17 protein-coding genes are annotated in these 24751 nt (G+C 50.1%); 10 read left to right on the forward strand and 7 right to left on the reverse strand.

Translation table 11 applies throughout. The annotated features are described in order from the left end of the window. Window positions 1-56: 56 nt before the first annotated feature. A complete protein-coding gene (locus tag G8768_RS09200; protein ID WP_166844349.1) occupies window positions 57-836 on the forward strand; it encodes a hypothetical protein in 780 nt (259 codons plus the stop codon). A 1-nt stretch (window position 837) separates the two neighbouring features. Here the strand turns inward: G8768_RS09200 and G8768_RS09205 are convergent, their stop codons facing one another. Further along, entirely contained in the window at window positions 838-1362 is a 525-nt protein-coding gene (locus tag G8768_RS09205; RefSeq protein WP_166844351.1) for a hypothetical protein, read from the reverse strand. 153 nt (window positions 1363-1515) lie between these two features. Here G8768_RS09205 and G8768_RS09210 point away from each other — a divergent pair, with 153 nt between their 5' ends. Then, on the forward strand, window positions 1516-1950 hold the full coding sequence (locus G8768_RS09210; protein WP_166844353.1) for a universal stress protein: 435 nt from the start codon (window positions 1516-1518) through the stop codon (window positions 1948-1950). A 30-nt stretch (window positions 1951-1980) separates the two neighbouring features. Here the strand turns inward: G8768_RS09210 and G8768_RS09215 are convergent, their stop codons facing one another. Next, the gene (locus tag G8768_RS09215) at window positions 1981-3909 is read right to left on the reverse strand and encodes an ATP-binding cassette domain-containing protein (protein ID WP_166844356.1); all 1929 of its coding nucleotides are present in this window, start codon (window positions 3907-3909) and stop codon (window positions 1981-1983) included. A gap of 247 nt (window positions 3910-4156) precedes the next feature. Between G8768_RS09215 and G8768_RS09220 the strand changes: the two genes are divergently transcribed. Beyond that, the gene (locus tag G8768_RS09220) at window positions 4157-6169 is read left to right on the forward strand and encodes a transglycosylase SLT domain-containing protein (RefSeq protein ID WP_166844358.1); all 2013 of its coding nucleotides are present in this window, start codon (window positions 4157-4159) and stop codon (window positions 6167-6169) included. A gap of 36 nt (window positions 6170-6205) precedes the next feature. Here G8768_RS09220 and G8768_RS09225 read toward each other — a convergent pair whose 3' ends face one another. The 3 genes from G8768_RS09225 to G8768_RS09235 form a co-directional block, all read right to left on the reverse strand. Beyond that, window positions 6206-6454 carry a glutaredoxin family protein gene (locus tag G8768_RS09225; RefSeq protein WP_166844360.1) on the reverse strand — a complete coding sequence of 83 codons (249 nt, stop codon included), beginning with the start codon at window positions 6452-6454 and terminating at the stop codon, window positions 6206-6208. 93 nt (window positions 6455-6547) lie between these two features. Continuing rightward, window positions 6548-7897 (reverse strand): DUF5610 domain-containing protein, encoded by a 1350-nt coding sequence (locus G8768_RS09230; protein WP_166844362.1) that lies wholly within the window; start codon window positions 7895-7897, stop codon window positions 6548-6550. A gap of 128 nt (window positions 7898-8025) precedes the next feature. Then, complete coding sequence (locus tag G8768_RS09235) at window positions 8026-8934, reverse strand: FHA domain-containing protein (protein ID WP_166844364.1); 909 nt, start codon at window positions 8932-8934, stop codon at window positions 8026-8028. Window positions 8935-9404: 470 nt separating this feature from the next. Between G8768_RS09235 and G8768_RS09240 the strand changes: the two genes are divergently transcribed. The 4 genes from G8768_RS09240 to G8768_RS09255 all read left to right on the forward strand — a co-directional run bounded on the left by G8768_RS09240 (window position 9405) and on the right by G8768_RS09255 (window position 14887). Then, window positions 9405-10277 carry a PP2C family protein-serine/threonine phosphatase gene (locus G8768_RS09240; protein WP_166844367.1) on the forward strand — a complete coding sequence of 291 codons (873 nt, stop codon included), beginning with the start codon at window positions 9405-9407 and terminating at the stop codon, window positions 10275-10277. Window positions 10278-10325: 48 nt separating this feature from the next. Then, window positions 10326-12734 carry a bifunctional serine/threonine-protein kinase/formylglycine-generating enzyme family protein gene (locus G8768_RS09245; protein ID WP_166844377.1) on the forward strand — a complete coding sequence of 803 codons (2409 nt, stop codon included), beginning with the start codon at window positions 10326-10328 and terminating at the stop codon, window positions 12732-12734. 230 nt (window positions 12735-12964) lie between these two features. Further along, window positions 12965-14281, forward strand: coding sequence for a methyl-accepting chemotaxis protein (locus G8768_RS09250; RefSeq protein WP_166844379.1), 1317 nt, complete (start codon window positions 12965-12967; stop codon window positions 14279-14281). 123 nt (window positions 14282-14404) lie between these two features. Then, window positions 14405-14887, forward strand: a complete 483-nt coding sequence (locus G8768_RS09255) for an Lrp/AsnC family transcriptional regulator (protein WP_166844381.1) — start codon at window positions 14405-14407, stop codon at window positions 14885-14887. A gap of 29 nt (window positions 14888-14916) precedes the next feature. Here the strand turns inward: G8768_RS09255 and trmH are convergent, their stop codons facing one another. Then, window positions 14917-15600, reverse strand: coding sequence for a tRNA (guanosine(18)-2'-O)-methyltransferase TrmH (gene trmH, locus G8768_RS09260; RefSeq protein ID WP_166844383.1), 684 nt, complete (start codon window positions 15598-15600; stop codon window positions 14917-14919). A gap of 508 nt (window positions 15601-16108) precedes the next feature. Next, a complete protein-coding gene (locus G8768_RS09265) occupies window positions 16109-16912 on the reverse strand; it encodes an NUDIX hydrolase (protein ID WP_166844385.1) in 804 nt (267 codons plus the stop codon). 144 nt (window positions 16913-17056) lie between these two features. On the opposite strand from G8768_RS09265, the gene G8768_RS09270 reads away from it, so the two are divergent. From G8768_RS09270 to G8768_RS09280, 3 genes are all read left to right on the forward strand, one after another. Further along, window positions 17057-19927 (forward strand): PD-(D/E)XK nuclease family protein, encoded by a 2871-nt coding sequence (locus tag G8768_RS09270; RefSeq protein ID WP_166844388.1) that lies wholly within the window; start codon window positions 17057-17059, stop codon window positions 19925-19927. Between the two features lie 15 nt (window positions 19928-19942). Beyond that, window positions 19943-23503 (forward strand): UvrD-helicase domain-containing protein, encoded by a 3561-nt coding sequence (locus G8768_RS09275; RefSeq protein ID WP_166844390.1) that lies wholly within the window; start codon window positions 19943-19945, stop codon window positions 23501-23503. 104 nt (window positions 23504-23607) lie between these two features. Then, complete coding sequence (locus tag G8768_RS09280) at window positions 23608-24690, forward strand: 3-deoxy-7-phosphoheptulonate synthase (RefSeq protein ID WP_166844392.1); 1083 nt, start codon at window positions 23608-23610, stop codon at window positions 24688-24690. The last annotated feature ends 61 nt before the right edge of the window (window positions 24691-24751 follow it).

Below are 24751 nucleotides of genomic sequence, written 5' to 3' on the forward strand. Positions count from 1 at the left end.
CACGAAGCAGTGTATGCCTTGAATACTTAAGCAAGACTGAACTGAATACGCACTTTATGTCCGCACCGTTTGTTTTATATCTTGCCGTGGCACTGGCGGCATCCTCCCTTGGCTTACTCGCGTTTGTGAACTATCGCGAGCGCAAACGCACGGAACATCAACTCAAAGTCAGGCAGATGTCTGTCGCGGCAGAAACCGTTGAAGACATGCTAAATACCCTTGAGGGGCTGAGTAAATTCAAGCCGCTTTTTTGTACACTGAGCAAGGAATTGATTCGCCGCTATCAGGACCTGCATCAATTTGACCCCAATGCGAACAATGTCGAAGTTCGCATCCAGAGAGCCGAACAGTTGCTGGAAACCTACCAGAGTAAAGGCAACGATCGAGTTATCAATCGCATTTGCTCCAGCGATCAGGCCATCCACAAAACCGAACGGCAATTGCAGGAAATCATCGATACCTTTGTCCACATGTTTAATATCAAACTTATTGATGACAAAGAGCTGGCGCCACTGATGCAGGAATTGGAATATGTTCAGCTTGCCGTCGAAGTGATTTCAGGCGTCGCACAAGGACATAAACTCTATAACGAAGGCGAATTTGTGGATGCAAATTCACACTACTTTCATGCCCAAAAACTGAGCATGCAATCAAAAACGACTCACCCGAATCGCCAGCGCCTGGTTGAAGAATTGGGCGAAATCATCAATCGCGAACGCCTCGCCTTGAGTGAAGATTTAATGCCGGAAACCCTCTACAACCCGGAACAAAAACCGGAAAATAATCCAGGAACCACGTTGGAAGATGGTCTCGGTTTCGAACAACCTCAACATTAAATTACGAGGCAGTTTCCACATTTTTTTCAAGCATTCCCTGCTCTTCCACCCAGTTCATAATCGCCGGGTAAAACGAACTCAGGGTTTCCACCGAACAGCCCTTTTCCAACCAGAATAAACCCACACCCAGAGTACTGATTTCAACCGCCAGAACAGAATCTGGCAAGGCGTCCAAATTGTTTTTCAGTGCTTCATTCGGCATTGAGGACATTGTTACTCCCTCCTGCCAATCCCAGACGCCATGAAAATGAATATCGTGACTGTAAGCGGTACGATAAAGCATTAGTGTCTCTGTACCTGTGTAGCGCCTATCCAACCAACGCTTTTGATAAACCGCAATGGTTGGCGCTGCAGTGTAGCTGCCCAGCTCTTTTGGAACACTGCTTATGCGACTCTGCAAGCCGTTTTCCAAAGCCTCCTGACGCAGACGTGCCAGTTGACGCTGCCGCCCACTGGGTTTCATCAACATCACCGGCCCCAAAACCATGGCAATGGCCAAAATCACAAATACAATTCCAATACTCACCTGTCGATCCTCTTGTGCAAGTGTCTATTGCCAGGCCCATTCTATATACAGGCTCCGGCAATTGACTCAGGTCATAATTCCATTGGGTAAAAATTTACAGCCAGAGGCATTTCCCGCTAAGATCATCACATATGTCCTAACAGGAGACCGCCCATGGCCAGTTATCAAAAAGCACTTATCGCCGTCGATTTGAGCCAGGAATCCAACGAAGTTATCGAGCGCGGGCTCAGCGTAGCCAATGGTTGCCAAGTGTCCCTGATGCACGTAATTGAACCACTCACCTTCGCTTACGGTGGCGACATTCCGATGGATTTGTCCGAAGTGCAGGAACAGCTGCAAAATCAGGCCCAGGACAAACTCTTCAAACTCGCCAGCGACAATGGCATTAGCGTGGATGACTGCCAAGTTGTGGTTGGCCAGCCGGCCTCCGAAATCCATCGTATCGCCGACGAATCCGATATTGATCTGATCGTTGTCGGCAGTCACGGTCGCTCGGGCTTGGCCCTGTTACTTGGCTCAACCTCCAATGGCGTGTTGCACGGCGCTAACTGTGATGTGTTAGCCGTACGAGTTCATCCCAGCGATTAAAGTGCTGTAAATTTTTAAAAACGAGCTGGGCTAGCTGTTGTCCAGCTCTTCCCAACGTTGATAAAGCGCTTCTAAAGCCGCTTCCTGTTCAGCCAAATCGGCCAGAACCTGAGCCACTTCCTGATGATCGCCTTGGTAAAAATCAGCAGCCATTGTTTGCGCCTGCAAGGCTTCCACTTTGCCTTCCTGCTCTTCAATTAGTCCCGGCAATGCATCGAGTTCTCGTTGTAGCTTATAACTGAGTTTTTTGCTTTTTTTAGGCTCGGCACTTGTTACAGACGCACTATTTTCAACAACCGCTACGGCACTGTCATGGTTTTCAATTGAGGCGCCTTTCCCATCGCTTTGCAATAAATCCTCTGCCAGGCTGCACCATTTCCCGCCCTGGGCAATCCAATCCTGATAACCCCCAACGTACTCGATCACTCGCCCCTTTCCTTCAAAGGCCAAAGTACTGGTAACGACATTATCCAGAAAGGCGCGATCGTGGCTGACCAACAACATCGTGCCCTGGAAATTTGCCAGCATTTCCTCTAGCAATTCCAGTGTCTCAACATCAAGGTCGTTGGTTGGTTCATCGAGTACCAGCAAATTGGCCGGCTTGGAAAACAGCTTTGCCAGCAGTACTCGGTTACGTTCACCGCCGGACAAGGCTTTCAATGGTGTACGAGCCCGCTCACCGGTGAACAGAAAATCGCTGAGATAGCTGATGATATGTTTATTGTTGCCATTGATGTCGATGGACTCACGACCGCCCGCAACGTTATCAACGGCGCTTTTTTCCAGATCCAATTGCTCACGGAGCTGATCAAAGTAGGCAATTTCAAGGTTGGTTCCCAAATCCACTTTGCCGTGTTCTGGCTGCAACTGCCCAAGAATGATCTTCAGCAGCGTTGACTTACCCATACCGTTGGCGCCAATCAAACCAATGCGATCGCCGCGCATGATGCGGCCACTGAAATTATTAATCAGATTGTGGGCTTCGAAAGCATGACTGATGTTATGAATTTCGGCCACCAACTTACCGGACTTGTCGGCCAGATTGGCTGACAGCTGGGCATTGCCCTGCCGCTCCCGTCGAGCGGCACGTTCTTCTCGCATGGCTTTCAGCGCACGCACTCGGCCTTCATTACGGGTGCGTCGTGCCTTGATGCCCTGACGAATCCAGCGCTCTTCTTCCGCCAATTTTTTATCGAACAAGGCATTGTGTTTTTCTTCAGCGGCCAGCTGTTGCTCGCGAAACTCAAGAAAGCTTTGGTAGTCTCCCTCCCACATGCTCAGCTGCCCACGCTCCAGCTCGGCAATATGAGTCGCGAGGTTTTGCAGCAAGGCTCGATCATGGGTGATAAAAACCACACAACCGGCATAGCTGAGCAACTGCTGTTCCAGCCATTGGATCGCTTCGATATCGAGGTGGTTTGTGGGCTCGTCGAGCAATAATATATCGGGTTCACTGACCAAAGCACGGGCCAATGAAACCCGTCGACGCCAACCACCGGAAAGCTCTTTCATAGTGACATCAGCAGGTAATTCCAGGCGGCTCAAAATGGATTCAACCTGTTGCTGCAGACGCCAGCCATCACGGGCTTCGATTTCAGATTGCAGCTGTCCCAGACGGGTCAGGCTGGCCTCATCACTCTTACTCGCCAAATGGTGGTAGTCGGTCAATAATTGCCCCAATCCTTCAAGACCTTCCGCCACAGCGGCAAAAACGGTCAACTCATCCGCCAAAGGGAGATCCTGCTCAAGGCGCGCGAGCTTCAAGCCCGGCTTGTGCCAAACATTGCCGCTGTCCAGCTCAACCTCTTTGGCGATCACTTTCATGAGACTGGATTTCCCCGCCCCATTGCGCCCGATAATACACAGGCGTTGGCCTCGATACAGATTAAGCTGCTGCCCGTCCAATATGACTTGCAGTCCGTAACTCAGTTGGGCATTTTCAATTTTTACTATCGGCATGAATGTTGCGTTCCCATCAAGGGTATAGAGTTTGAGCGTTGCCGGATTTTCGTAACCGGCAAATCAGTGGCAAAGCCACAAAGGAGGGCTTTCGGAGGGCGAATGATACGGATTTTCGAGCTTTCTGGATAGCGGCTTGAAAAGCGCTAAAGAAATTCCCATAAGCCCTTGTTTAAGCAACACAAAGCTTGCATGATTAGAGACAGGATTAACCGGAGTCCAGTATAGACTCCCCGCGACAGTCAGTATGTTGAAACGAATTCTCAAGCCCCTGTTTTCTCGGCGCCTCGGCAACAAGCGCCCCCTTATCCAACTGCTAGGGCTCAGCACCTTACTCAGTTGTATCGCCGTGCCCAGCCTCGCCACTCAGGAGCTGCTCGCCCTGCAGGATATGGAGCCCCAGCGAAAAGTCTACCAGCAAGCAATGAAGGCACTGAATAAAGGTGATATGAAGCAATTCAAACGCCTCAAGGCCATGCTGCCCCTCTACCCTCTGTACCCTGACCTTCAGTACCGTGACATACAGCGACGAATTCATCGGCTGCCAACAAAAGAGGTTCACGACTTTCTCGCCGAACAAGGCAATAATCAGCTCGGTCAGAGAATGCGCTATATCTGGTTGAAAGCCCTGGCCAAAAGAGGACATTGGAAAAGCTTTTTGCGGGATTTCGATCACGAAACCATGAAGTCCGATCGCATGCGCTGCCTTTGGGTCAGCGCCCACGCGAAAACCGGCCGCGCTCTGCCCAAAGACGAAATCGCCGAATTGTGGAATGTGCCCTACTCCCAGAACAAATCCTGCGATCCGGCCTTTGCAGCCTGGAAAAAGGTTGGAGGCATCGACGACGATATTGCCTGGCAGCGCTTTCACAAAGCCATGCAGGCTCGTAAAGTCCCTCTGACAAAGTACATCGGTCGACAGCTGTCACCCAAGCTGCAAAAACTGGCAGCGCTTTACCGGGAAGCACACCACTATCCGGCTCGACTGAAAAACATGTCCAAGTTCAGCACCAAAGACGCCTCATTGCAAAGCAAGCTGAATCAGATTGTGCTGCACGGTTTCCGTCGCTATGCCTATAAAGACGCCAAAGCGGCTTACCGCCTGTGGCTGCGTTACGACAGTAAAAACCTGTTCGAGGAAAAACAGCGTCAGGAAACCCTCTACACCCTTGCTCGCAAACTCTATCAAAAAGGTCATCGTGACGAAGCCAAGCAATTGCTGGCGCAATACAAGGTGATCGATAACACCCGCTTGATGGAATCCCTGATTCGCGAATCACTGGCGATTCAGGATTGGCAGATGGTGCGCTACTGGATCGACAAGCTTCCCGAAAAAGCCCGCCAATCTGAGCGCTGGCAATATTGGTTAGCCCGCAGTCTCGAAAAAGGCGATCAACAACCCACTCCGGGACTACAAGCTGACGCCATCTATCGCAAGCTTGCCCAGGAACGCAGTTTTTACGGTTTCCTCTCAGCCGATCATGTTGAGCAGGAATATCAGCTGCAACACGTTCCCCTGACGGTGGACAGCGAGCAGAAAACCCGCTTGCTTGACAACGCCTCCTTGCGTCGCGCCCATGAGTATTTTCGTCTGGGCGATAATTTGAATGCCAACCGCGAATGGTTTTACCTCGCTCAGAAACTTGAGCAGGATGAATTAAAAGCTCTGGCCGCGCTGACTCACGATTGGCAATGGCACATCAAAACGATTCAAGGCATGGCCCAGCTGAAATACTGGGATGATCTGGATATGCGTTTTCCGCTCGCCTACAAAGACGAGCTGAAAAAAGCTGCTGATGCCACCAAGGTAAAACAAACTCTGCTGTACGCCATTGCCCGACAGGAAAGTGCCTTTGCCGCTCAAGCTCGCTCTTCCGCTGGCGCAATGGGTTTGATGCAGTTAATGCCCGCAACGGCAAAGCAGACTGCAAAAAAAATCGGCGTAAAATATCGCTATAAGGATTTATACAAACCAAGCTCGAACATTCGCCTGGGCAGCAGCTATTTAAATCAGCTGTTGCAGCGCTTTAATGGCAACCGAGCCCTGGCCGCGGCTGCCTATAATGCCGGCCCAAGCCGAGTGGATCGCTGGTTGAAAAATGCGTCGGCAAATTTGGAATTGGACAGCTGGATTGAGACCATTCCCTACCGTGAAACCCGGGGCTACGTACAAAATGTACTGTCTTACTCCGTTATTTATGCCTACCGCATGGGCGACAAAGGTCGTTTGATTCACAGCAATGAATTGGTCATCAAATAATTGCCTGAGTTTTTACCCAGACAATTTCTAACGCCACTAACCTAGCTGGCCCTTGAGAAATTCCAGCAATTGTTGCTGATCAAAAGGCCAGCCAATTTCCTCCCCCCTTTCACTTGCGATCACTGGAATTCGAATACCGTAGCGCTCGACCAGCTCTTCGCTTTCCGCGATATCAATTTCTCGAAGCGTTACACCCAGGACGTCAGCACAGGGCCAGAATACAGATTTAGCCTGCTCACATAGGTGGCAGCCCGCGGTGGTATAGAGAATAAAAACAGTGGACATGAGGTAGAATGCGCTTCCAGAAAAAACCTTATTCTACCCTGAAAATAGCAGCACCACGTAGCACTACGGCCACGAACAATGAACTCAAGCGCCTTAGCTCAACAGGGCTTTCAAAAAGCTTTGCTGCTCTTTGGAACTTTGCTCCTGACTGGCTTCCATTAATTCAGGCAACAGCTCAAGAGGCAAGCCTTTATTGGAAAAGTCGCGGGTTGCAGACAACAGGTCTTCGGCGTATTGCTGCAAGGTTGAAATCGGACTGCTGACTTGCTGCCACGGACTGCTCTGGGGCTCGATGGCCTGATAGACCGCCGCTTGTTTTACTGAAGTTGTTTGCTGCAGGTTCAAACTGAACTGAGCAATTTCTTCGCCGTTGTAACCCAAATTCAACGCCTGATCAAAAGCCTGGGCCACATCACCTTCATAAAAATTTTCAGCCAGATCCAGAACCTGATCAAACAATTCGGTGAAGGCCTGCCATTCGCCTTCATCGATATCCCCTTCGATATTGATCAAGGCCGCATAATCTTCACTGGATTTGAAGGAAGCCGAAGCAAATTCATCACCGCCATTGTTAAGATAATGCTGACTCTCCTGGTACCGGATAAGACTCGCTGCATCAATACTGATGGTATCGCCATCCTGAGTTTGCACTTCAAACTGAAAGCTGCGACCACGACTGTAGTCCAACTCGTAGGATTGATACTCGGCAGCCGGCGTCTGCAAACGCTCTGGCGCTTGCAACGGTTGGGATTGGGACACAATGCTGGCAATTTGCTCCTGACGGGCTGCACTTACGCCGACTTCATGGCTGGGTGCTTCCGATTTTTTAACCGGGGCTTCACTGTTTGTAATGGGCGTAATGTCTTTAGCCTCATCCGCTTCATCCGCTAATGGAGACTGCAAATCATAATCTTCTGCCAACTGGGATATGCCGTCATGAACGCGCTGGTAGGTTTCACCAATATCCGCTTCGACCTTATTGCTCAACAAATCCAGATCTTCCAGCATACTGCTGGCTTCACCAAAACCACGCTCAAAACCTTTCAGGCCTGCTTCGAGTCGTGATTGAAGCTGCTCCGGACTGGCACCGTTTTGTTTGTCTTGTTCCAGACGGTTGGCAATAAACCCCAGAATGCTGTCGGCCACAGCCTGCGCGGAATTACCATCCTTGGGAGCCTCAGCTGAAGTCAGCTTAGCGGTGGAATGAGAACTGGACGTGAATTGGCTAACCGCAAGGCGGCGTTCAAACAACGCAAAACTCTGCTCATCGCTGTAGCGCTGCACCTGCAACTCAACCACCTTTCCACGAGACTCTGCTGCAGAGTCCCCTCGGTATTCCCGTGAACCCTGCCCTTGCGCGGGCTCGTTTGAGGCATTGGAACCCCTGAAGAGAAAGGACTCTTGTAAGAAAGAGGAGCTGCTTTGTGAATATTGAACAATCATGGTGGCCGCCAAGAGAGATTAATCATTAACCCCTTTAACGGCCAAAGGCAGGATTTCTAGAGTATTACAGATCAGCGGCTAAACAGGTTTAAAACCTTGTTCAGCCCTGATTTTGCTCGAGATTCAAACTAAATAATGTTGGTGAACTTCGCAATCACTACAACCGCCAATACCAGCACGGCTGTAATTGCCAATACGGTGCCCGCAGAGCCCCCTTTCTTGGCCTCGGAGGCCTTGTCATGCTCAGGAGCTTTATCCAGCTGGGGGCGAGCTCTCTGCAGGTCCGGCGTAGTTGCAGACCCTGCATCCTCTGCAGCTGCGGCTTTAGCTCGTACCGGGCGCGCCACCGTAGGGTTTACCGGAGCCCGAAGAAGGGTTTTATCCACAGTTTCGGCCGGGCCCAACACACCAAAGCTCAAGCTGTCGAACGCCAACTCATCACCACGTCTGACACGGGCTTCTTCGACTCGCACACCATTCAAAAAAGTACCATTGGAGGAACCCAGATCACGCACATACAGGGCACCCTGATCGATAAACAAACGGGCGTGCTGGCGCGACAAATGCGCCGCAGCCAATACAATGTCACATTCACTGGAGCGACCGACTACCGTTTGCTCGGACAAGGTATACACTCGATCAGATAACGCCGAATGATTCGCCTTCAGTGCCCACTCCTGCTTATTACTTTTAGCAGCCTGGGCTCCGACATTCACCGGCTTGACGTCTCTGCGTTCCAATTTGGGATCAACCACATCCATAACTACCGATGCAATCGACAGCTTGTCACCGGTGTTCAGCTCGCACATATCACCTTCATTAATGGGGCGACCATTAATTTCAATCAAAGGCCCCATTGCCCGAAGGCGCAAACTTTCACCACTGATATCAACGACAGCATGTTGTTTTTTAAGGCCGTCGTCGCTGAGCACAAGTTGACATTCTTTGGCAGTACCAATGACCAAACGCGGCTCTACCAGCCAAACTTCGTGCAAACCTGAACTTTGGGATTGATTGCGTAAACGCAGTTTTAACATTCTTTATTCTCTGTGTTAGTTTCCCTGAAGTAGGACACTCCTGAACCTGATCTCAGCACCAAGTGCCAGCCAAGTTCCACCCCTGCAATTAAGACATAAAACAGTCACTTAGCCAATTTTACGAGAATAGCCTTTAAATTATGAGACATGCCTTGCATTCTAGCCTATGAACTTTGCATTTTTAATATTAATGTATTAATACCCTATTGGCATAAGGCAAAGGTAGCTGGCCTAATCCGGATTAGCCATTACCAGAATTAACTAAACCTAAGCTATTTATCACTAGAATAATCAACGGGTTTGTTAAGCCGCCGTATCAAAACAACATGCTATGTTGAGTATGTACAGAGTTAGAAAGAATCAACAGGAAGCGGTCCCATTAGTAGCATCAACAAGCAATATCCAGGCAGCACAGCTCAGGGAAGCCGTCCATTTCAAGGAATAGAGATCAGTATTGTACGGACAATAGCATGCAATTGAGCTGGACATCGCGCAGCCACCCCGGCTGTTTAAGACAAAACAATGAAGACTATGTCGCCTGTATGGGCGACCAGGGACTGTGGCTGCTTGCCGACGGTATGGGTGGCCATCAAGCTGGCGAGGTCGCCGCGCAACTGGCCTGCCAGATTGTCAGCCAATCAATTCGTACAGGAAGCGAGCCGAAAGAGGCATTCAGTCTTGCCCATCAGCTGATTCTGGATCAGTCCGAGGGACAGCAGAGCGGAATGGGCTCGACCCTTATCTGCCTGCAGCAACTCAGCGATGAACAGTTTCAAATCAGCTGGGTTGGCGACAGCCGCGCTTACCGCTGGCGTAATGGAGAGCTTGAGCAATTAAGCCGTGATCATTCCTATGTGCAGTCTCTGATTGATGCTGGTCAGATCACCGCCGAACAAGCCAGAGAACATCCGGAAAAGAACATTATTACCCAGTGCCTCGGCGCAATTGAGTACGACGCTATTGAAGTTGAATCCCTGAACAGCTTCTGGCTGCCAGGAGACTTGATCATTTTGTGCAGCGATGGCCTCAATGATGAATTGCACGACAAGGAGATCGCCAGAATTTTGTCTCTGAGCGATGAGCCTGAGCAGCAGCTGTTAGACTTAGAGGAGGCTGCACTGGAGTCTGGCGGCAAAGACAACATCAGTATGGTGGGCATCAGCTATGGTGAGCCCAAAACTCAGCGCACACGCCCCCTGAGTCGAAGCAAACGCAGCAATAAAAGCGAAATTCCAGACAGTCTGGATTTCGAAAATGCCTCTGGACAAAGTTCGGTTTCGGTTCTGGCATTTATATTGCTAATCGTCTTTTTAATATTGGCCAGTGCCTTTTGGTTTTGGTAACTGCACATGAACAAACCGAGTCATCTTGAAACCCACTGATTAACGATCATGCAGATTCCCGGATTTCAAATCACCAGAAAGATCAGCCAGGGAGGCATGTCATCCGTTTATCTCGCCATACAGCAAAGTATTGGCCGGGAGGTCGCGCTCAAAGTAATGAGCCCTACTCTCGCCCAGGATGCTCATTTCAGCGAGAGATTCCAACGCGAAGCTACCATCGTCGGGCAACTCTCCCACCCCAATATTATTGGTATTTACGACATCGGGAAATATCAGGGCCTCAACTATATCGCCATGGACTACCTGGCGAAGGGCTCATTAAGCCAAAGGCTGCGCAAGGGTATCAGTGGCCTGGAAGCGGTTAAAATTCTTAAGCAATTGGCCGGCGCCCTCGCCCATGCCCATCAATGCGGCTATGTGCACAGGGACATTAAGCCCGAGAATGTCTTGTTCCGTGCCGACGACAGTGCCGTCCTGAGCGATTTCGGTGTGGCCAAGGCCATCAAACAAAACCTTGGTGTCACCCATGCCGGCACCGTTTTAGGCACACCCAACTACATGAGTCCGGAACAGGCCAAGGGTCAACCCTGTGATGGTCGTTCAGATTTATACAGCCTAGGCGTCGTGTTCTATGAAATGCTCTCGGGCAAACTGCCATTCCAGGCTGAAGAAGCGGTGGCCATTGCCATCAAACACCTCACAGCGCCAATTCCTAAACTGCCTACCCAGCACGCATTGTTCCAACCTCTGCTGGAAGACCTGCTGGCCAAAAACCCGGACGAACGCATTCAATCCGGTGAAGAATTAATTGAGCGAATTGAAGTTCTGGAAAGCGGTTTACAGATTCCCAAAATCAGTTACAACTCCCTCAGCGGGTCCAGAGAACTGCAATTGGGGTTTTTCCAACGCCTGCAGGCTTACGTGTTTTTAATCGGGCAGAAACTCAGCTTCTTTTCGCCCCAGAAAAACAATCCCACAGACCTGATTCAACAGGCGAGCCGCTATACCACGGCCATTAACGAAAAACACACTTCCGAAGCGGAGCTTGATGAGGAAATTTTAAGCGAAACCGCTTCTCGCCAAAGCAATCTCCCCAGAACGCTTACTTTGGCAAGCCTTCTCTGCCTGATCGCCTTTGCGGCCTTCTACAATCACTCCGAAGGGCCCTTAGCAGATGAACAGCAACAAACGGCCAGTAGCCTCAGCACAGATGAAATTGAACCTCAAAGTTCCGAGCAAAACCTGACAGAAGCAGGATCCGAAACCGAAGCAATAACAGATAAGGAATCCAGCATTGCCGATTCTGATCCCCTCGCAGCGACACTGAGCAATGCCTCCGTGGACTTAAGCCACTCAGAATTAACAAACAATATGGCTCAAGCTGAAACATCGGAAACGGAAGCTCCGCTGGAGACCGGCACAATAAACCCGGGTACCCAGGAACAACTTGAAACTCAGGAAGCCTTGATCGCCGAAATCGATGAAGATGTGCAGGAGAGCGCTGTAGAAACTTTCCCACTCACCATCAGCAGCACCCCTAAGGCTGATCGCATTCGCATCCTGAACATCAAGCCTCGCTACAAAGCCGGGATTCCACTCGCCGCTGGCAGCTATCTGGTTGAGATCAGCAAACGGAAATTCAAAACCCTAAAACGCTGGGTCAAAGTCAGCGATAAAGCAATCAACCAGCATTATGCCCTGGAAAAGTTATTTGAAGCCGGTGAAACCTTCAGCGACCCTCTGGATAACTACCACTCGGCCCCGGAAATGATCGTCGTTCCCACCGGCAGCTTCAGCATGGGAAGCAAGGCAAATGGCAACAGTTTGCCGATTCGCCAGGTGACCATCGACGATAATTTTGCGGTCAGTCGATTTGAAATCAGCTTTGCCGATTACCAGACCTATCTCGATGACACCGGCCAGAAGGCCAAAACTCCCGATGACAATAACTGGGGACGCGGAAATCGACCGGTGATCAACATCAACTGGCACGAGGCTGTTGAATATACCGATTGGCTGAGCGAGAAAACGGGACGGGTTTATCGTTTGTTGAGCGAAGCTGAGTGGGAATACGTGGCCCGGGCAAACCATGCCGGCAATTACTGGTGGCCACACAACAGTCGACGCATGGCCAACTGTCGGCGCGGTTGCAACAGTGAGTTTGCCAAATTGTTCGGCAGTCAAACGGCCCCACTCGGTTTCTATCCGGCCAATCCCTTTGGTATTTACGATACCTCGGGCAATGTTGCTGAATGGGTTATGGATTGCTACACCGACCACTACCTGGGTGCCAGCACATCACCTGAGCCCAGAAAGAGCCCTCAGTGCCTGCAAAAAACGGTTCGCGGCGGTTCTCACAGCGACAGCGTTGAAAATATCAGCAGCCACAGCCGAGGCGGAATAGACAGCTTACACCGCAGTGCCAACATCGGTTTCCGCATCCTCGCCGAACTGTAATTTTTATTATGCATAGCAAGACAGTTCAGTTTTTTTGAAAAAACAACCTAGTGTTAAGGCTTATTTCTGCATTTATTTCCCCTTTTTCCAAAACCCCTGCATCCTCTAATTATTCATCTACACTCAAAATAAAGGCAGCGGAAAATCATTGAGCCGCCAGAGAAGTATTGAAGTACACCGCTCGTGATTTCCTTTCAATACTGATCAACGGCTCAGGTCCGGAGGCTTAGGTGTTTGGTAAACAATACAAAGTGCTGTATGAAAAACTTCATGAAGAACATACAGAACAGTCCTCGCTCATTAATGCAATTCACCGTTCTATGGCCGTCATTGAATTTCGCCCCAGTGGCGAAATCATAACGGCCAATGATAATTTTCTAAAAACCGTAGGCTACGACCTTTCGGAAATTCAAGGCAAACACCACAGGCTGTTTTGTGAAGATAATTACGCCGCAAGCGAAGCCTATCGTGATTTTTGGGCGCATCTGAATCGTGGGGAATTTTTCAGCGGCCAGTTTAAACGTGTTACCAAACAAGGCCAGCCACTTTGGCTGGAGGCTACCTACAACCCGGTATTTGACGCCAATCAAAAGTTAATCAAAGTTGTGAAGTTTGCGTCCGATATTAGCGCCAAGGTCATCGCGGATATCGAAGATAAAAGCAAACTCGATGCCTTAAATCGTTCAAGCGCAATCATCGAGTTTGAAAAAGACGGTACCATCATCGACTGCAACGATAACTTTCTAAGCACTGTGGGTTATCGTAAGGCGGACATCATTGGTAAACACCATCGCATTTTCTGCGAGCCCGAATACGCTGCGTCCCAGGAATACAATCGCTTTTGGCAGCAACTTAACAACGGGGAATTTTCATCCGGTCAATTTAAACGCGTGAATTCTCAAGGTCAGACCCTGTGGCTGGAGGCATCCTATAATCCGGTCTATGACGGCGACGGAAATCTCTATCGAGTCATTAAATTTGCCTCAGATGTTACACAGCAGACTCAGCAGTCCGAAATGGAACGGGAAAGCGCATCAATTGCTTACCGTATCTCCAATGAAACCCTGAATGTGGCCAAAAGCGGCGGCAGCGTCATTAATGAAGCCGTGGATGAGATGAACAAAATTGCCGAATCTGTTCACGCTTCATCTCAGCATATTGAACGCTTGAACATGCAATCTGGAGAAATTAACTCGATCATCAACACCATTCAGGAAATCGCTGATCAAACGAATTTGCTGGCTCTCAATGCCGCCATCGAAGCTGCCCGAGCGGGCGAACAAGGACGTGGCTTTGCGGTTGTTGCCGATGAGGTCCGCCAGCTGGCCGCCCGCACCTGCCAATCCACCTCTGAAATTTCATCCATGATCAGCAAGATTCAAGAAGACACCGGCAGCGCCTCAAGCAGTATGGAAAAATGCCTGGATCAGGCGAATCGGGGTGTCGATCTCGCCAGCCAAACCGGCGAGGTGATCGGCAAGATCCAAACCGGGGCCAATGAGGTGGTCTCAGCTATTGACCTGTTCTCCAAGTCCCTATCCAACTGATCGATAAGCAGCCAACAGCGTATCCATGCCGACCCGTGGCCTCTCAAATAAGGAGCGGGTCGCTTTTAGCTTATATCTTGGTTAGAATCACCAAAAAACAAGAAGTTTATGGTGACTTAACTCATGGCCCACACGCTCGATAAGACTGACCGCAAGATTTTGGAAATCCTTCAGAAAGACGGCTCCCTTTCAAACCTGGAGCTTGCCGACATGATTGCCCTATCCCCTTCACCCTGCTCTCGTCGTGTGAAGATGCTGGAAGAAGCCGGCTATTTTAAAGGCAACGTTACTCTGCTGAATCCGGAAACCATTGGTGTCAATGTTCACGTCTTTATTCAGGTAACCCTTGGGCACCAAGTGAAAAACCTCCTGCAGCGATTTGAAGAGACCGTTGCTCAGTGGCCCGAAGTTATGGAATGCTATTTAATGGCCGGCGACTTTGATTATCTGATTCGAGTGGCGCTGCCCGACCTCGCAGCTTACCAGCATTTTCTGGATGAAAAACTCACCCAATACGAAGGCATCTCCAGCATTAAAAGCAGTTTCTCTCTGAAACAGGTTCAGTACAAAACCGAAATGCCACTGGAGCATTTGATTGAGGATTAAACTAAAAACCCCGCTTTTTACGGCCTGAATCAGCCTTCTCTGGCTTTTTGATGGTACCAACCTGGACCATCAATAATTTCTCCGTCCAAGCCCACCTCGGGGTAATCCAGCCCCTTTTCCTCGCAAAAACGCGCCACCTGCGGATGCGCCCATTGAAAAAAACGGCGCTTATAAAGGGCCCCATTCAAACGACACTCTTCATACATTCCGCGAGCGTCGCGCTGTCGTTGCGCCTCGGAAAGAATAATCGCAGCCGCAACCGATACATTAAAAGACTCGACCATTCCCATCATCGGAATCACAACGGTCTCATCCGCAAGCGCCAGAGCCTCCTCACTAACACCTTCGCGCTCCATTCCCATTAACAAGGCGGTGGGCTCACAGTAATCAATCGAGCGGTAATCAACCGCTCTATCGTCCAGGTGGGCTGCCACAACCTTCATGCCTCGAGATTTCACTTCGCGAATGGCAGCGCTTACCGAATCGTAAGTCGATACCTCAACCCACTTATTGCTGCCTGAGGCGGTTCCCCGGTAGGAGCGATAGCCATCTTTCGGTTCGACCACGTGCATATGGTCGATACCGACCGCATCGCAAGTTCTCATAATGGCGGCCAGGTTACGGCCCTTGTGAACTTCGTCATTAATAACAGTGAGGTCAGCTTGGCGGCGGTTCAGTACCGCCCTGATTTTTTCCAGTCGTTCAGGGGTCATAGTGTTCTTATGGTATTTCTCAATCTATTGCACAGTAACTTATTCAGTGCGGGAGCTGCTTTTTAAACAGCAAACTCCTGCCGCGACAAAATTCCGGCAGCTCAATCGTCATTTAACAGAGCCTTTACACTTTTCCACAGAATCTGTGGATAACTCAGTGGATAGACTTTAGAAAAGTGGCTCAATAACGTAAAAATCAGGGCAATCTACAAATTGTATACTTTTTAACCTAATATATTTTTTTGTTATTTTTCAACAACTTATAAATGTCAATAGCTCAAATCAAGAATTATCACGGAAATATTATTGGCTTCAGTTAAATGCAGAAATAATGTGCATAAAAAGTTAGTAGCCATTAACCGTGAAACCGTCATTGAGCTATTTTTACAAACTTTGACTGGGCATAATTCGCCCACTTTGACGGAAAAACGTTACCGCTTTTCAAACAAACTGTTGAGATACGTAACATGCCAAAACACGAAAAAGTCCCAACTCCCATGTGTCAATACTATAAGCGCATCAGCCTTTGGCTGATGCCGTAGCCGGCCTCGATAGGAATATTCAACATAACACCCTCCGGGTGCTTTTCCATACGTGGCATAACGTCTGGTGGCGTATGTTCTTCGAGAGCCTCCAGCAATGTCTCTTTATTTTGAAACTGACTCAACCAACTGATGTTCATTTCCGTTGGGAACATCAACTTCAGCTCCCCCTGATCGATCAGGTCTTTCAACTCACTTAACTTCTGCCAGCGAGCTTCCGTGGTTTCGCTGCCATCACTTTCAGGCATTTGTCCCTCTGGCATAAAACGCAAATAAAAACGGGTAAGAAAACGTTTCTTGGCCTGAACGGGCGTGGTCCAGGTTGAAATATGGGTCAGGCTTCCGGTATCGGCCTGCCAATGATTCTTGGAAATTTCATTGCTAAAATCAAAACCATCGCCCAAGCTCGGCCAATCGTGCTGGCGATAAAAATTCTGGTATTCCTCTTGCGTTGGCAATGCACCTTGATCATTTTTTACCAGCAACACACGACTTTCTTCAAAGGTTTCACGGATCGCAGCCAACTTAAAAGCGGCATCAATTTCATCCGCCGAACCCTGCTCAATCACAGCGGCTTCGCTTTGTTCTAAAGCGCCTCCTGGAAAAACCCAAAGTCCCGGAGAAAAGGACAACTGTTCATTGCGCTTTAACATGAACAGTTCCAGACCATCACCGCCGGAGCGCAGTAAAATGACACTCGCCGAGGGCTTGGCATCCACCGTATTCTGCTGTGTAAAATCAGCCTTAACCCCACGAATCTGCGTACTCATACTAACTCCTACTCCAAGCTGTTAAATGTCCGCTGAATTGCCTTCGTTCTGAAACCAGTCCCCGGTTTTGGGTATACTGTGCCGGTACTGGATTTGCCAACTGATCAAGGAATCCAGCCCTTAAGTTTACTGCATAGGCGAACTATGGAAAACCAAGCCCTGTCCATTGGGGAACTGAGTCACTTAATGGGTGACAATTGCCTCGTGCTGACCGCCAACAGTCGCCAGAGGCGCTTTCTGCTCAAGCACTTTTCCCAGCAAGGTAAACAGGGTTTAAGCAGCTTCAGCTCCGACCGCCTGCTCAGCTTTCAGCAGTGGCTCAACGATGCCTGGCAACAGCTGCAAAACAAAGCCTACCCAGCCGCAGCCCAGCTGTTAATCAGCCCTCAACAGAGCTTGGTTCTTTGGCAAGAGATTATCGAATCCGCTGAAGAAAGCGCTGAACTTATCTGCCCGGATCTATTGGCCAAACAGGCAAGTTCAGCTTGGCAGCTTTTGTCTGAATGGGAAATTAATCGCAATACTCTGGCTGAATACAATCACAAAGAAAGTGAGATACTTGCGCAATGGGGCTTAAAATTTGACCAGAATTGCCAGAAGCTTTCATTGATCGACAGCGCCGAACAGTGTCGAATCATTACTCAGGCATTTTCAGAAAAAGTTCTAAAAAACGAAAGCAGATTGATCATGATCGGCTTTGACGATTTATCACCTCTGCGTGAGAAGCTCAGCCAGAACATTGCTGAAGAGGTTTTCTTCGTACAGTTGAAACACCTGGACAGCAATACGGTCTTCAAGCTGCCATGTGATGATGCTGATGATGAAATTCGCCGCTGCGCCGAATTTGTGCGTGAAGAGCTCACTCAAGCACAGAACAATGAAGAACCCATGCCAAGAATTGGGATTATTGACCCCAAGCTCGGCCAACGCCGAGATAAAATTGAAAGAATTTTCAGCGAAGTGCTAGAGCCTCAATATCTCTACAGCAAAACGGCACGTTACACCCTGCCCTTTAACTTTTCAGCGGGCTTTCCATTGGCTAACTGCCCATTGATTGAAGCTGCGCTTGGGCTGCTGGGCCTGAACCTCAAACAGCTGGACGTTGAAAAACTCTGCCAATTGATTCACAGCCCTTTCTGGCATCAAAACGCTGAGCTGGACAATGACTATACCCAGGCCGAACGCCAGCAGTTGGAATTCCAGCTGAGAAAGCTTCAACAGGAGCGCATTCGCCCGGCCCAGCTGCGCCAATGCGCTGACAAGGTTGACCAAAAACTTGCGGAACACCCAAGCAGAGAGGATGCTTATCACAGCATTGCCGAGCGTTTGCAAAACCTGTTTTACGGCCAGGAACGACGCCCGGACCGCAACAATGCCAAACAATGGTCACAGATCTTCTACCAGCAACTGGAAGAACTGAATTGGCCCGGCAGCCGCCGTCTGGACAGTAACGAATACCAGCAAGTCATGCAGTTTCAAAGCCTGCTGGAAGAACTCCTGAGCCTTGACCACCTCGGTCGCCTGTACAGCGCAAGCGATCTTCTGAACCAACTTCAGCAACTGGCCAGCAGTCATCATTTCCAGGCGAAAACCCCGGACAGTCCAGTGCAGATTCTGGGTATTCTTGAGGGCTCCGGCCAGGCATTTGATGCCTGCTGGGTGATGGGAATGGAGCAAAAGCAATGGCCCCCCAGCCCCCAGGCCAATCCCCTACTGCCCATTGAACTGCAACGACAACACAATATGCCCCACGCCAGTGTCGAGCGTGAGCTGTACTTCGCCAGCCAACTGATCGAGGCCTATCGCCTTTGCGCTGAAAAAGTTATCTTCAGTTACCCAAGCCGTGAGGGCGAAGAGCAATTGCAATGCAGTCCACTTGTGGAGAAACTCGACAGTAAAGCGCTTTCCAACGCCACTGAGCTACTGCCAAGCTCCACACTCGACGAACTGGAACAATTCAGCCGAAGCAGCTTTGAACGCCGTTACTTTCACTGGGTGGATAACCGCCAAGGGCCCAAACTCAGCAATCTCGAAAAGAAACTCGGTGGCAGCGGCGTGCTAAAGCAACAAGCCCTTTGCCCTTTCAATGCCTTTGCGCAATACCGTTTGGGTGCCACCCCTTGGCCAGAGGTTCAGATTGGTATCTCCCCCATCGAACGCGGAAACATTTTGCACCTGGCCCTGGAGACCTTTTGGCAGGAACTCGATTCCCAGGAGACCTTGCTCGGGCTCGACGATGAGATGCTCAACGCATTGATCAGTAAACACATCGACAACGCCATTGAGAGTGGGCTGCTCTACCGTAGAGACCTCGGCCCTCGCTACCGCGCACTTGAGGCTGAACGCTTGCTGCCGATTGTTCAGGCCTTTGTTGAGCAGGATAAGCAACGCCCACCTTTTCACATCGCTGGATTGGAAAGCAGTCGTGAATTGCGACTGGGCCCCCTGCAACTGCATTTGCGGCTCGACAGAATTGACAGATTGCAGGCCGGTACCGAATCGAGAGAGCGCCAGGAAGACGAGCAATATCTCGTAATCGATTACAAAACCGGACAATGTGATCTGAAAAGCTGGCTGGGTGAAAGACCCGAAGAGCCCCAGTTGCCGCTCTATGCCCTGAGTGATCCGGCGATCAGCGCGATCAGTTTTGCCCAACTGAACGCCAAAGCTGTGAAATATATCGGCATCAGTCGAGAACAATCACCTGCTTCAGGCATACACAGCAGCCAGGACGGTGCCCTCCAGAAAAAATTTCGCAATGCGGATTCCAGATTGATCAGCGGAGAAGAGCTGCAATGGTCTCAGCTGCGAGAGCAATGGCAGTCAGATTTATTGCAACTCGCGATCAACTATTCCGAAGGGCAGGCACAGCTGGATTTCAAAGACGCGCTGGCGAAACGTTACAGCGAGGATTTACAAGGCATCCAAAGACTCAAAGAGTTCGATGCCAAACGCCATTATTGGAACGATAAGCCGGCCGCCTTACAGCAGGCTGAATTTGATCTTTCCCTTTAAGGACGCAAACCGTTTATGGAAGTACAGGATTACCAAGCTCGCGAGCAGGCCATCTTACCCGGTGGCAGCTTTGCCGTAGCCGCACCGGCCGGTTCGGGAAAAACAGGCCTGTTGACCCAGAGAGTACTGACCTTGCTTGCCCTGTGCGAACACCCGGAAGAAGTCCTCAGCATTACCTTCACCCGTAAAGCCGCCGCTGAAATGCAGCACCGGATACATCAAGCGATTGTTCAGGCCAGTGGCACCGAACAAACTCCTGAAAATCCCCATGACGCCCTGACCTGGAAACTCGCCAAGAATGTGCTGGAACAGGACAGCAAAAACAATTGGCAGTTATTACAAAGCCCAAATCGAATTCGTGTACAAACCATTGACGGCTTTTGTCGCAGCCTGGCGCGGCAGCTGCCGCTCGCCTCAGGCTTGGGAGCCTTGCCAGATACTTTAGATAACCCAAATCAGGCCTACGAGCAGGCTGTGCAATCTGTATTTTCCCGCATCGAGCAAGACGACACCTTGTACTACCACTGGCGCCACGCACTACGCCATCTGGACAATCAACTGCCCCAACTGCAAGAACTCATGGTCGCCCTGCTCGCCAAACGAGATCAGTGGTTACATACATTGCTGCCCCTGTATTTTGACGCCAAAGCAGTCGCCGAAAATGAGCAGGCGCCAACAGATCCGAGCCGAGCCGACAGTTATCTACCCTTCAATACCCAGGCGTTGAAAACCTGGATCGAGGAATGCCTCGAGCGTATTGCCAACAGTATTGCCTACGAGGCCAGTGAACTGAGCACCCTGGCCGACTATGCCGCGCACAATTTGGCCCAGGAAGGTAAAAGTGATCTGGAACAATGGCATGGACGTTCTGGACTGCCAGAACTCGATGCCGAAGAACTCCCTGCCTGGCAACAGCTCAGCCATTTGTTATTGAGTCAGACCGGTTGGCGTAAACAGTTCAATAAAAACATTGGCTTTATCAGTCCAAAAGATAAGGCCGAAAAACAAATAGCTGACGAAAAAAAGAAAGCGTTTAAAACTCTCATTAGTCAGCTCAGCGAACGCGAAGGGCTTGAGGAAGATTTACAATTACTGCGACTGCTGCCGCAACTGGATTCCTGCCGAAGCCTGGAACCCATGATGCTCAGTCTCAGTTATTTGATGGTGGTCATCGCTGCGGAACTCAAGCTGGTTTTCCGTCGACTGGGTGCCAGTGATTTTATTGAGGTTTCCCAAGCGGCTCTGCAGGCGCTTGGCAGTGACGAACAGCCAACCGACATTGCACTGCAACTGGATTATCAAATTCGTCATATTCTGGTTGATGAATTTCAAGATACCGCACAACCACAGCTGCAATTGCTGGAAAAGCTCACCGCTGGCTGGGAGGCTGGTGATGGCCGCAGCTTATTCATCGTTGGTGATGGCATGCAATCCTGTTACGGGTTTCGCGACGCCAACGTCGGTATCTTTTTGCAGGCCCGGCGTCAGGGTATTGGTTCTGTTCCACTTGAAGCATTGGATCTGAGTGTTAATTTTCGCTCCCAAACCGGTGTGGTTGAATGGGTAAACCGAGTATTCCGGGAAGCGTTTCCCGCAAAAGATGACATTGGTCGTGGAGCCGTACGGTACAGTGACAGTGTCGCCTTTAAAGACAATCTTCCGGGGCAAGCTTGCCAAAGTCATATTCTCGCTTACAAAGACAATGAAGACAAAGATCGTGCGCGGGAACAACAAGCTGAGCATATCGCCGAAGCCATTGCCAACCTTCGGCAAGACGCCCCTGAAGACAGCATTGCAATATTGGTTCGCAACCGCCCTCACCTTACCGCCGTTTTGCAGGCTTTGGAAAAACGTAATTTGAAATGGCAAGCGACCGACATTGATCCTCTGGCCAGTCGAATGGCCATCGAAGATTTGATCAATCTCACCCGCTGCCTGCTCTATCCCAGTGATCGGCTGGCCTGGCTCAGCGTTCTGCGCAGCCCATTATTGGGTTTTAATCTGCAAGAGCTGTGGCCCCTGTGCAACTGGTCCGAAGATACCCCCGAAGAAGAGCGACTCAGCGATGGTTTTAAGCGTCCGCTTATTTTTTCAACACTGCTGAAAAGCCATTTTCTCAACGCACTCAAGCCATCCAGCCAAAAACGCCTGCAATGGTTTATGGATCACTTTCTGGCGGCTCAGGAAAATCGCGGTCGAAAGCCTTTACGTCAGTGGATAGAAGGTTTTTGGCTTAGCGTTGGCGGCCCAGCTTGCCTCTTGGAAGAGGCCGACATCGACAACGCCAAAACCTATTTCGAGTTGCTGGAAAGCGAAGGTTGGCACATTAAAGAGTGGCAACTCTTCCGCAGCAAAGTCGACACTCTGTTTGCGCGCCCGGCCACAGACAGTGATCCTAAACTCCAGGTGATGACGATTCACAAATCAAAAGGTCTGGAATTCGATCACGTTTTTATTCCGGAACTGGATCGCCGTCCGAGAAGCAATGAAAACGCCCTCTTTCTCTGGCAACAGAGAATTAATGATAGCGGCCACAGTGATTTGCTGATGGCACCATTGGCAAGCCGGGAATTTAACAGTCAGCTTGACGAAAAAGCACTCGCCGCACAAAACGGTCTCTACCAGTTATTGCGGGAAGAAGAAAAACTCAAAACCGAGTATGAAGCCACACGACTACTTTACGTGGCCTGCACTCGCGCCATCAAGAAACTTCACCTCTATGCCGCACTGCCCATCGATGAAAAAGCGCTCGCAAGTGCCGAGGAAAACGGACCGCTATCAAACCTGCCCCTGAAAACGCCTTCAAGCAGCTCCCTGCTCGCCAAAATTTGGCCATCGATTAGCGAAGAACTGAACGTTTACCCCCTCCAGGAAGATAACGGCGCTCGTGCTGATGAAAGACCTGACGTCCAACAACGCCACCCCAGCGAAGATTTTAATTTGCAATTGGATGAACGTTGGCAGAGCCCGGAATTCCCGGAAAGCCAGCTTCTGGCCAGCTATCGTGGACGTGAATTCGCCGATGAGGACAACCTGCCGGACAGTTACAACGTCGAACAGTTATTTTATCGCCACCTCGGCACCGTGCTGCATCGTTGCCTGCAACAAATCGGGGAAGACGGGATCATCACTTGGACAGAGGAGCGTCGACAGGCTGCACGCCCATTTTGGAAAGTTCAACTGCAACAACTTGGCTTATGGCCCAATGCCTGCGAGCAAGCCTGCCAGCTGATTGATAAAGCCCTTGCCTTGACGCTTGATGATGAGCAAGGACGTTGGTTATTAAACAATCAGCATCAGGACAGCCGTTTCGAATGGCGCCTCTGGGATACCCAATCCAACCGGGAATACATTATCGACCGCTGTTTTATCAGCGAAGGCAAACGCTGGCTAATCGATTACAAGAGCAGCCTGCCCAGCCCGGGGCAAAGTGAAGAGGATTTCTTTGCCGAAGAACAAACCAGCTATCACGAACAACTCAGCCAATATCAGCGTTTGCTCAAGGGCCTCGGTGACGAACCTGTCCAGCGGGCGCTCTACTTCCCCCTGATGCAAACCCTTAAGCTCATTGATTAGTCTCCGCTATCGCCCAAATTGATAAAAATTAGCTGGCAGGGGGAGCCCTGCCAGCAAGAATTGAGTAGAATAGTGAGAATAACAAGTCTGATTTAGAGATAACCATGAGCAATACCCATAGCAACAAGATCGAAAACCTTAATATCAACTCCCAGGAGGTTTTGATCTCTCCTGCGGAAATCAAGCAGGAACTGCCTCTGAGCGACGCAGCCAAAAGCGCCGTACAGGAAGGCCGTCAAGCGGTATGCGACATTCTGGATCGTAAAGACCACCGCCTGATGGTTGTGATCGGCCCCTGCTCCATCCACGATGTAGACGCCGCCAAGGATTATGCTCGCCGCCTGAAAGAACTGGCTGCCGAACTGTCAGATACGCTCTATATTGTTATGCGCGTTTACTTTGAAAAGCCACGCACCACCGTTGGCTGGAAAGGTCTGATTAACGACCCGTATCTGGATGATTCCTTTAAAATTCAGGAAGGCCTGCACATTGGTCGTCAGCTACTGATCGATGTCTCCGAGATGGGGCTGGCCACTTCCACCGAAGCTCTGGACCCGATTTCACCTCAGTATTTACAAGACCTGATTTCCTGGTCTGCTATTGGTGCTCGCACCACCGAATCCCAAACCCACCGTGAGATGGCATCCGGTCTGTCTTCGGCAGTGGGTTTTAAAAACGGTACCGATGGCGGCCTGACCGTCGCGATTAACGCCCTGCAATCTGTTTCCAGCCCTCACCGCTTTTTGGGCATCAACGAAAACGGCCAGGTGGCGATTACCCACACCAAGGGCAACCCTTATGGTCACGTTGTGTTGCGTGGTGGTAATGGCAAGCCTAACTATGATTCCGTAAGCGTCGCAATGTGCGAGCAGGAATTGGAAAAGCACGGTGTCAGCCCGAACATTATGGTGGATTGCAGCCACGCAAACTCCAATAAAAACCACGAACTTCAGCCTCTGGTTATGGACAATGTGGCCAATCAAATTCTCGAAGGTAACCGCTCTATTATCGGTATTATGGTGGAATCCAATATCGGCCCCGGAAATCAGAAAGTACCTGAGAACCTGGATGATTTGACCTACGGTGTTTCCATCACCGATGCCTGCATCGACTGGGAAACCACCGAAGCCAGTTTGCGCTCCATGCGTGAGAAAATTAAAGATGCGCTGCATGAGCGCCAGGCTTGATTTCAGTTCATCACTGAAAACCAACTAATAAAAAAGGCCGCATAACGCGGCCTTTTTTATG

The organism is Pseudoteredinibacter isoporae (assembly GCF_011602085.1).
GTDB lineage: Bacteria > Pseudomonadota > Gammaproteobacteria > Pseudomonadales > Cellvibrionaceae > Pseudoteredinibacter > Pseudoteredinibacter isoporae.

What these genes read in the sequence shown, in the direction of transcription:
- G8768_RS09200 (WP_166844349.1), top strand. Translation starts at nt 57, where the DNA reads ATGTCCGCACCGTTTGTTTTATATCTTGCCGTGGCACTGGCGGCATCC.
- G8768_RS09210 (WP_166844353.1), top strand. Translation starts at nt 1,516, where the DNA reads ATGGCCAGTTATCAAAAAGCACTTATCGCCGTCGATTTGAGCCAGGAA.
- G8768_RS09215 (WP_166844356.1), bottom strand. Translation starts at nt 3,909, where the DNA reads ATGCCGATAGTAAAAATTGAAAATGCCCAACTGAGTTACGGACTGCAA.
- G8768_RS09220 (WP_166844358.1), top strand. Translation starts at nt 4,157, where the DNA reads ATGTTGAAACGAATTCTCAAGCCCCTGTTTTCTCGGCGCCTCGGCAAC.
- G8768_RS09225 (WP_166844360.1), bottom strand. Translation starts at nt 6,454, where the DNA reads ATGTCCACTGTTTTTATTCTCTATACCACCGCGGGCTGCCACCTATGT.
- G8768_RS09230 (WP_166844362.1), bottom strand. Translation starts at nt 7,897, where the DNA reads ATGATTGTTCAATATTCACAAAGCAGCTCCTCTTTCTTACAAGAGTCC.
- G8768_RS09235 (WP_166844364.1), bottom strand. Translation starts at nt 8,934, where the DNA reads ATGTTAAAACTGCGTTTACGCAATCAATCCCAAAGTTCAGGTTTGCAC.
- G8768_RS09240 (WP_166844367.1), top strand. Translation starts at nt 9,405, where the DNA reads ATGCAATTGAGCTGGACATCGCGCAGCCACCCCGGCTGTTTAAGACAA.
- G8768_RS09245 (WP_166844377.1), top strand. Translation starts at nt 10,326, where the DNA reads ATGCAGATTCCCGGATTTCAAATCACCAGAAAGATCAGCCAGGGAGGC.
- G8768_RS09255 (WP_166844381.1), top strand. Translation starts at nt 14,405, where the DNA reads ATGGCCCACACGCTCGATAAGACTGACCGCAAGATTTTGGAAATCCTT.
- trmH (WP_166844383.1), bottom strand. Translation starts at nt 15,600, where the DNA reads ATGACCCCTGAACGACTGGAAAAAATCAGGGCGGTACTGAACCGCCGC.
- G8768_RS09265 (WP_166844385.1), bottom strand. Translation starts at nt 16,912, where the DNA reads ATGAGTACGCAGATTCGTGGGGTTAAGGCTGATTTTACACAGCAGAAT.
- G8768_RS09270 (WP_166844388.1), top strand. Translation starts at nt 17,057, where the DNA reads ATGGAAAACCAAGCCCTGTCCATTGGGGAACTGAGTCACTTAATGGGT.
- G8768_RS09275 (WP_166844390.1), top strand. Translation starts at nt 19,943, where the DNA reads ATGGAAGTACAGGATTACCAAGCTCGCGAGCAGGCCATCTTACCCGGT.
- G8768_RS09280 (WP_166844392.1), top strand. Translation starts at nt 23,608, where the DNA reads ATGAGCAATACCCATAGCAACAAGATCGAAAACCTTAATATCAACTCC.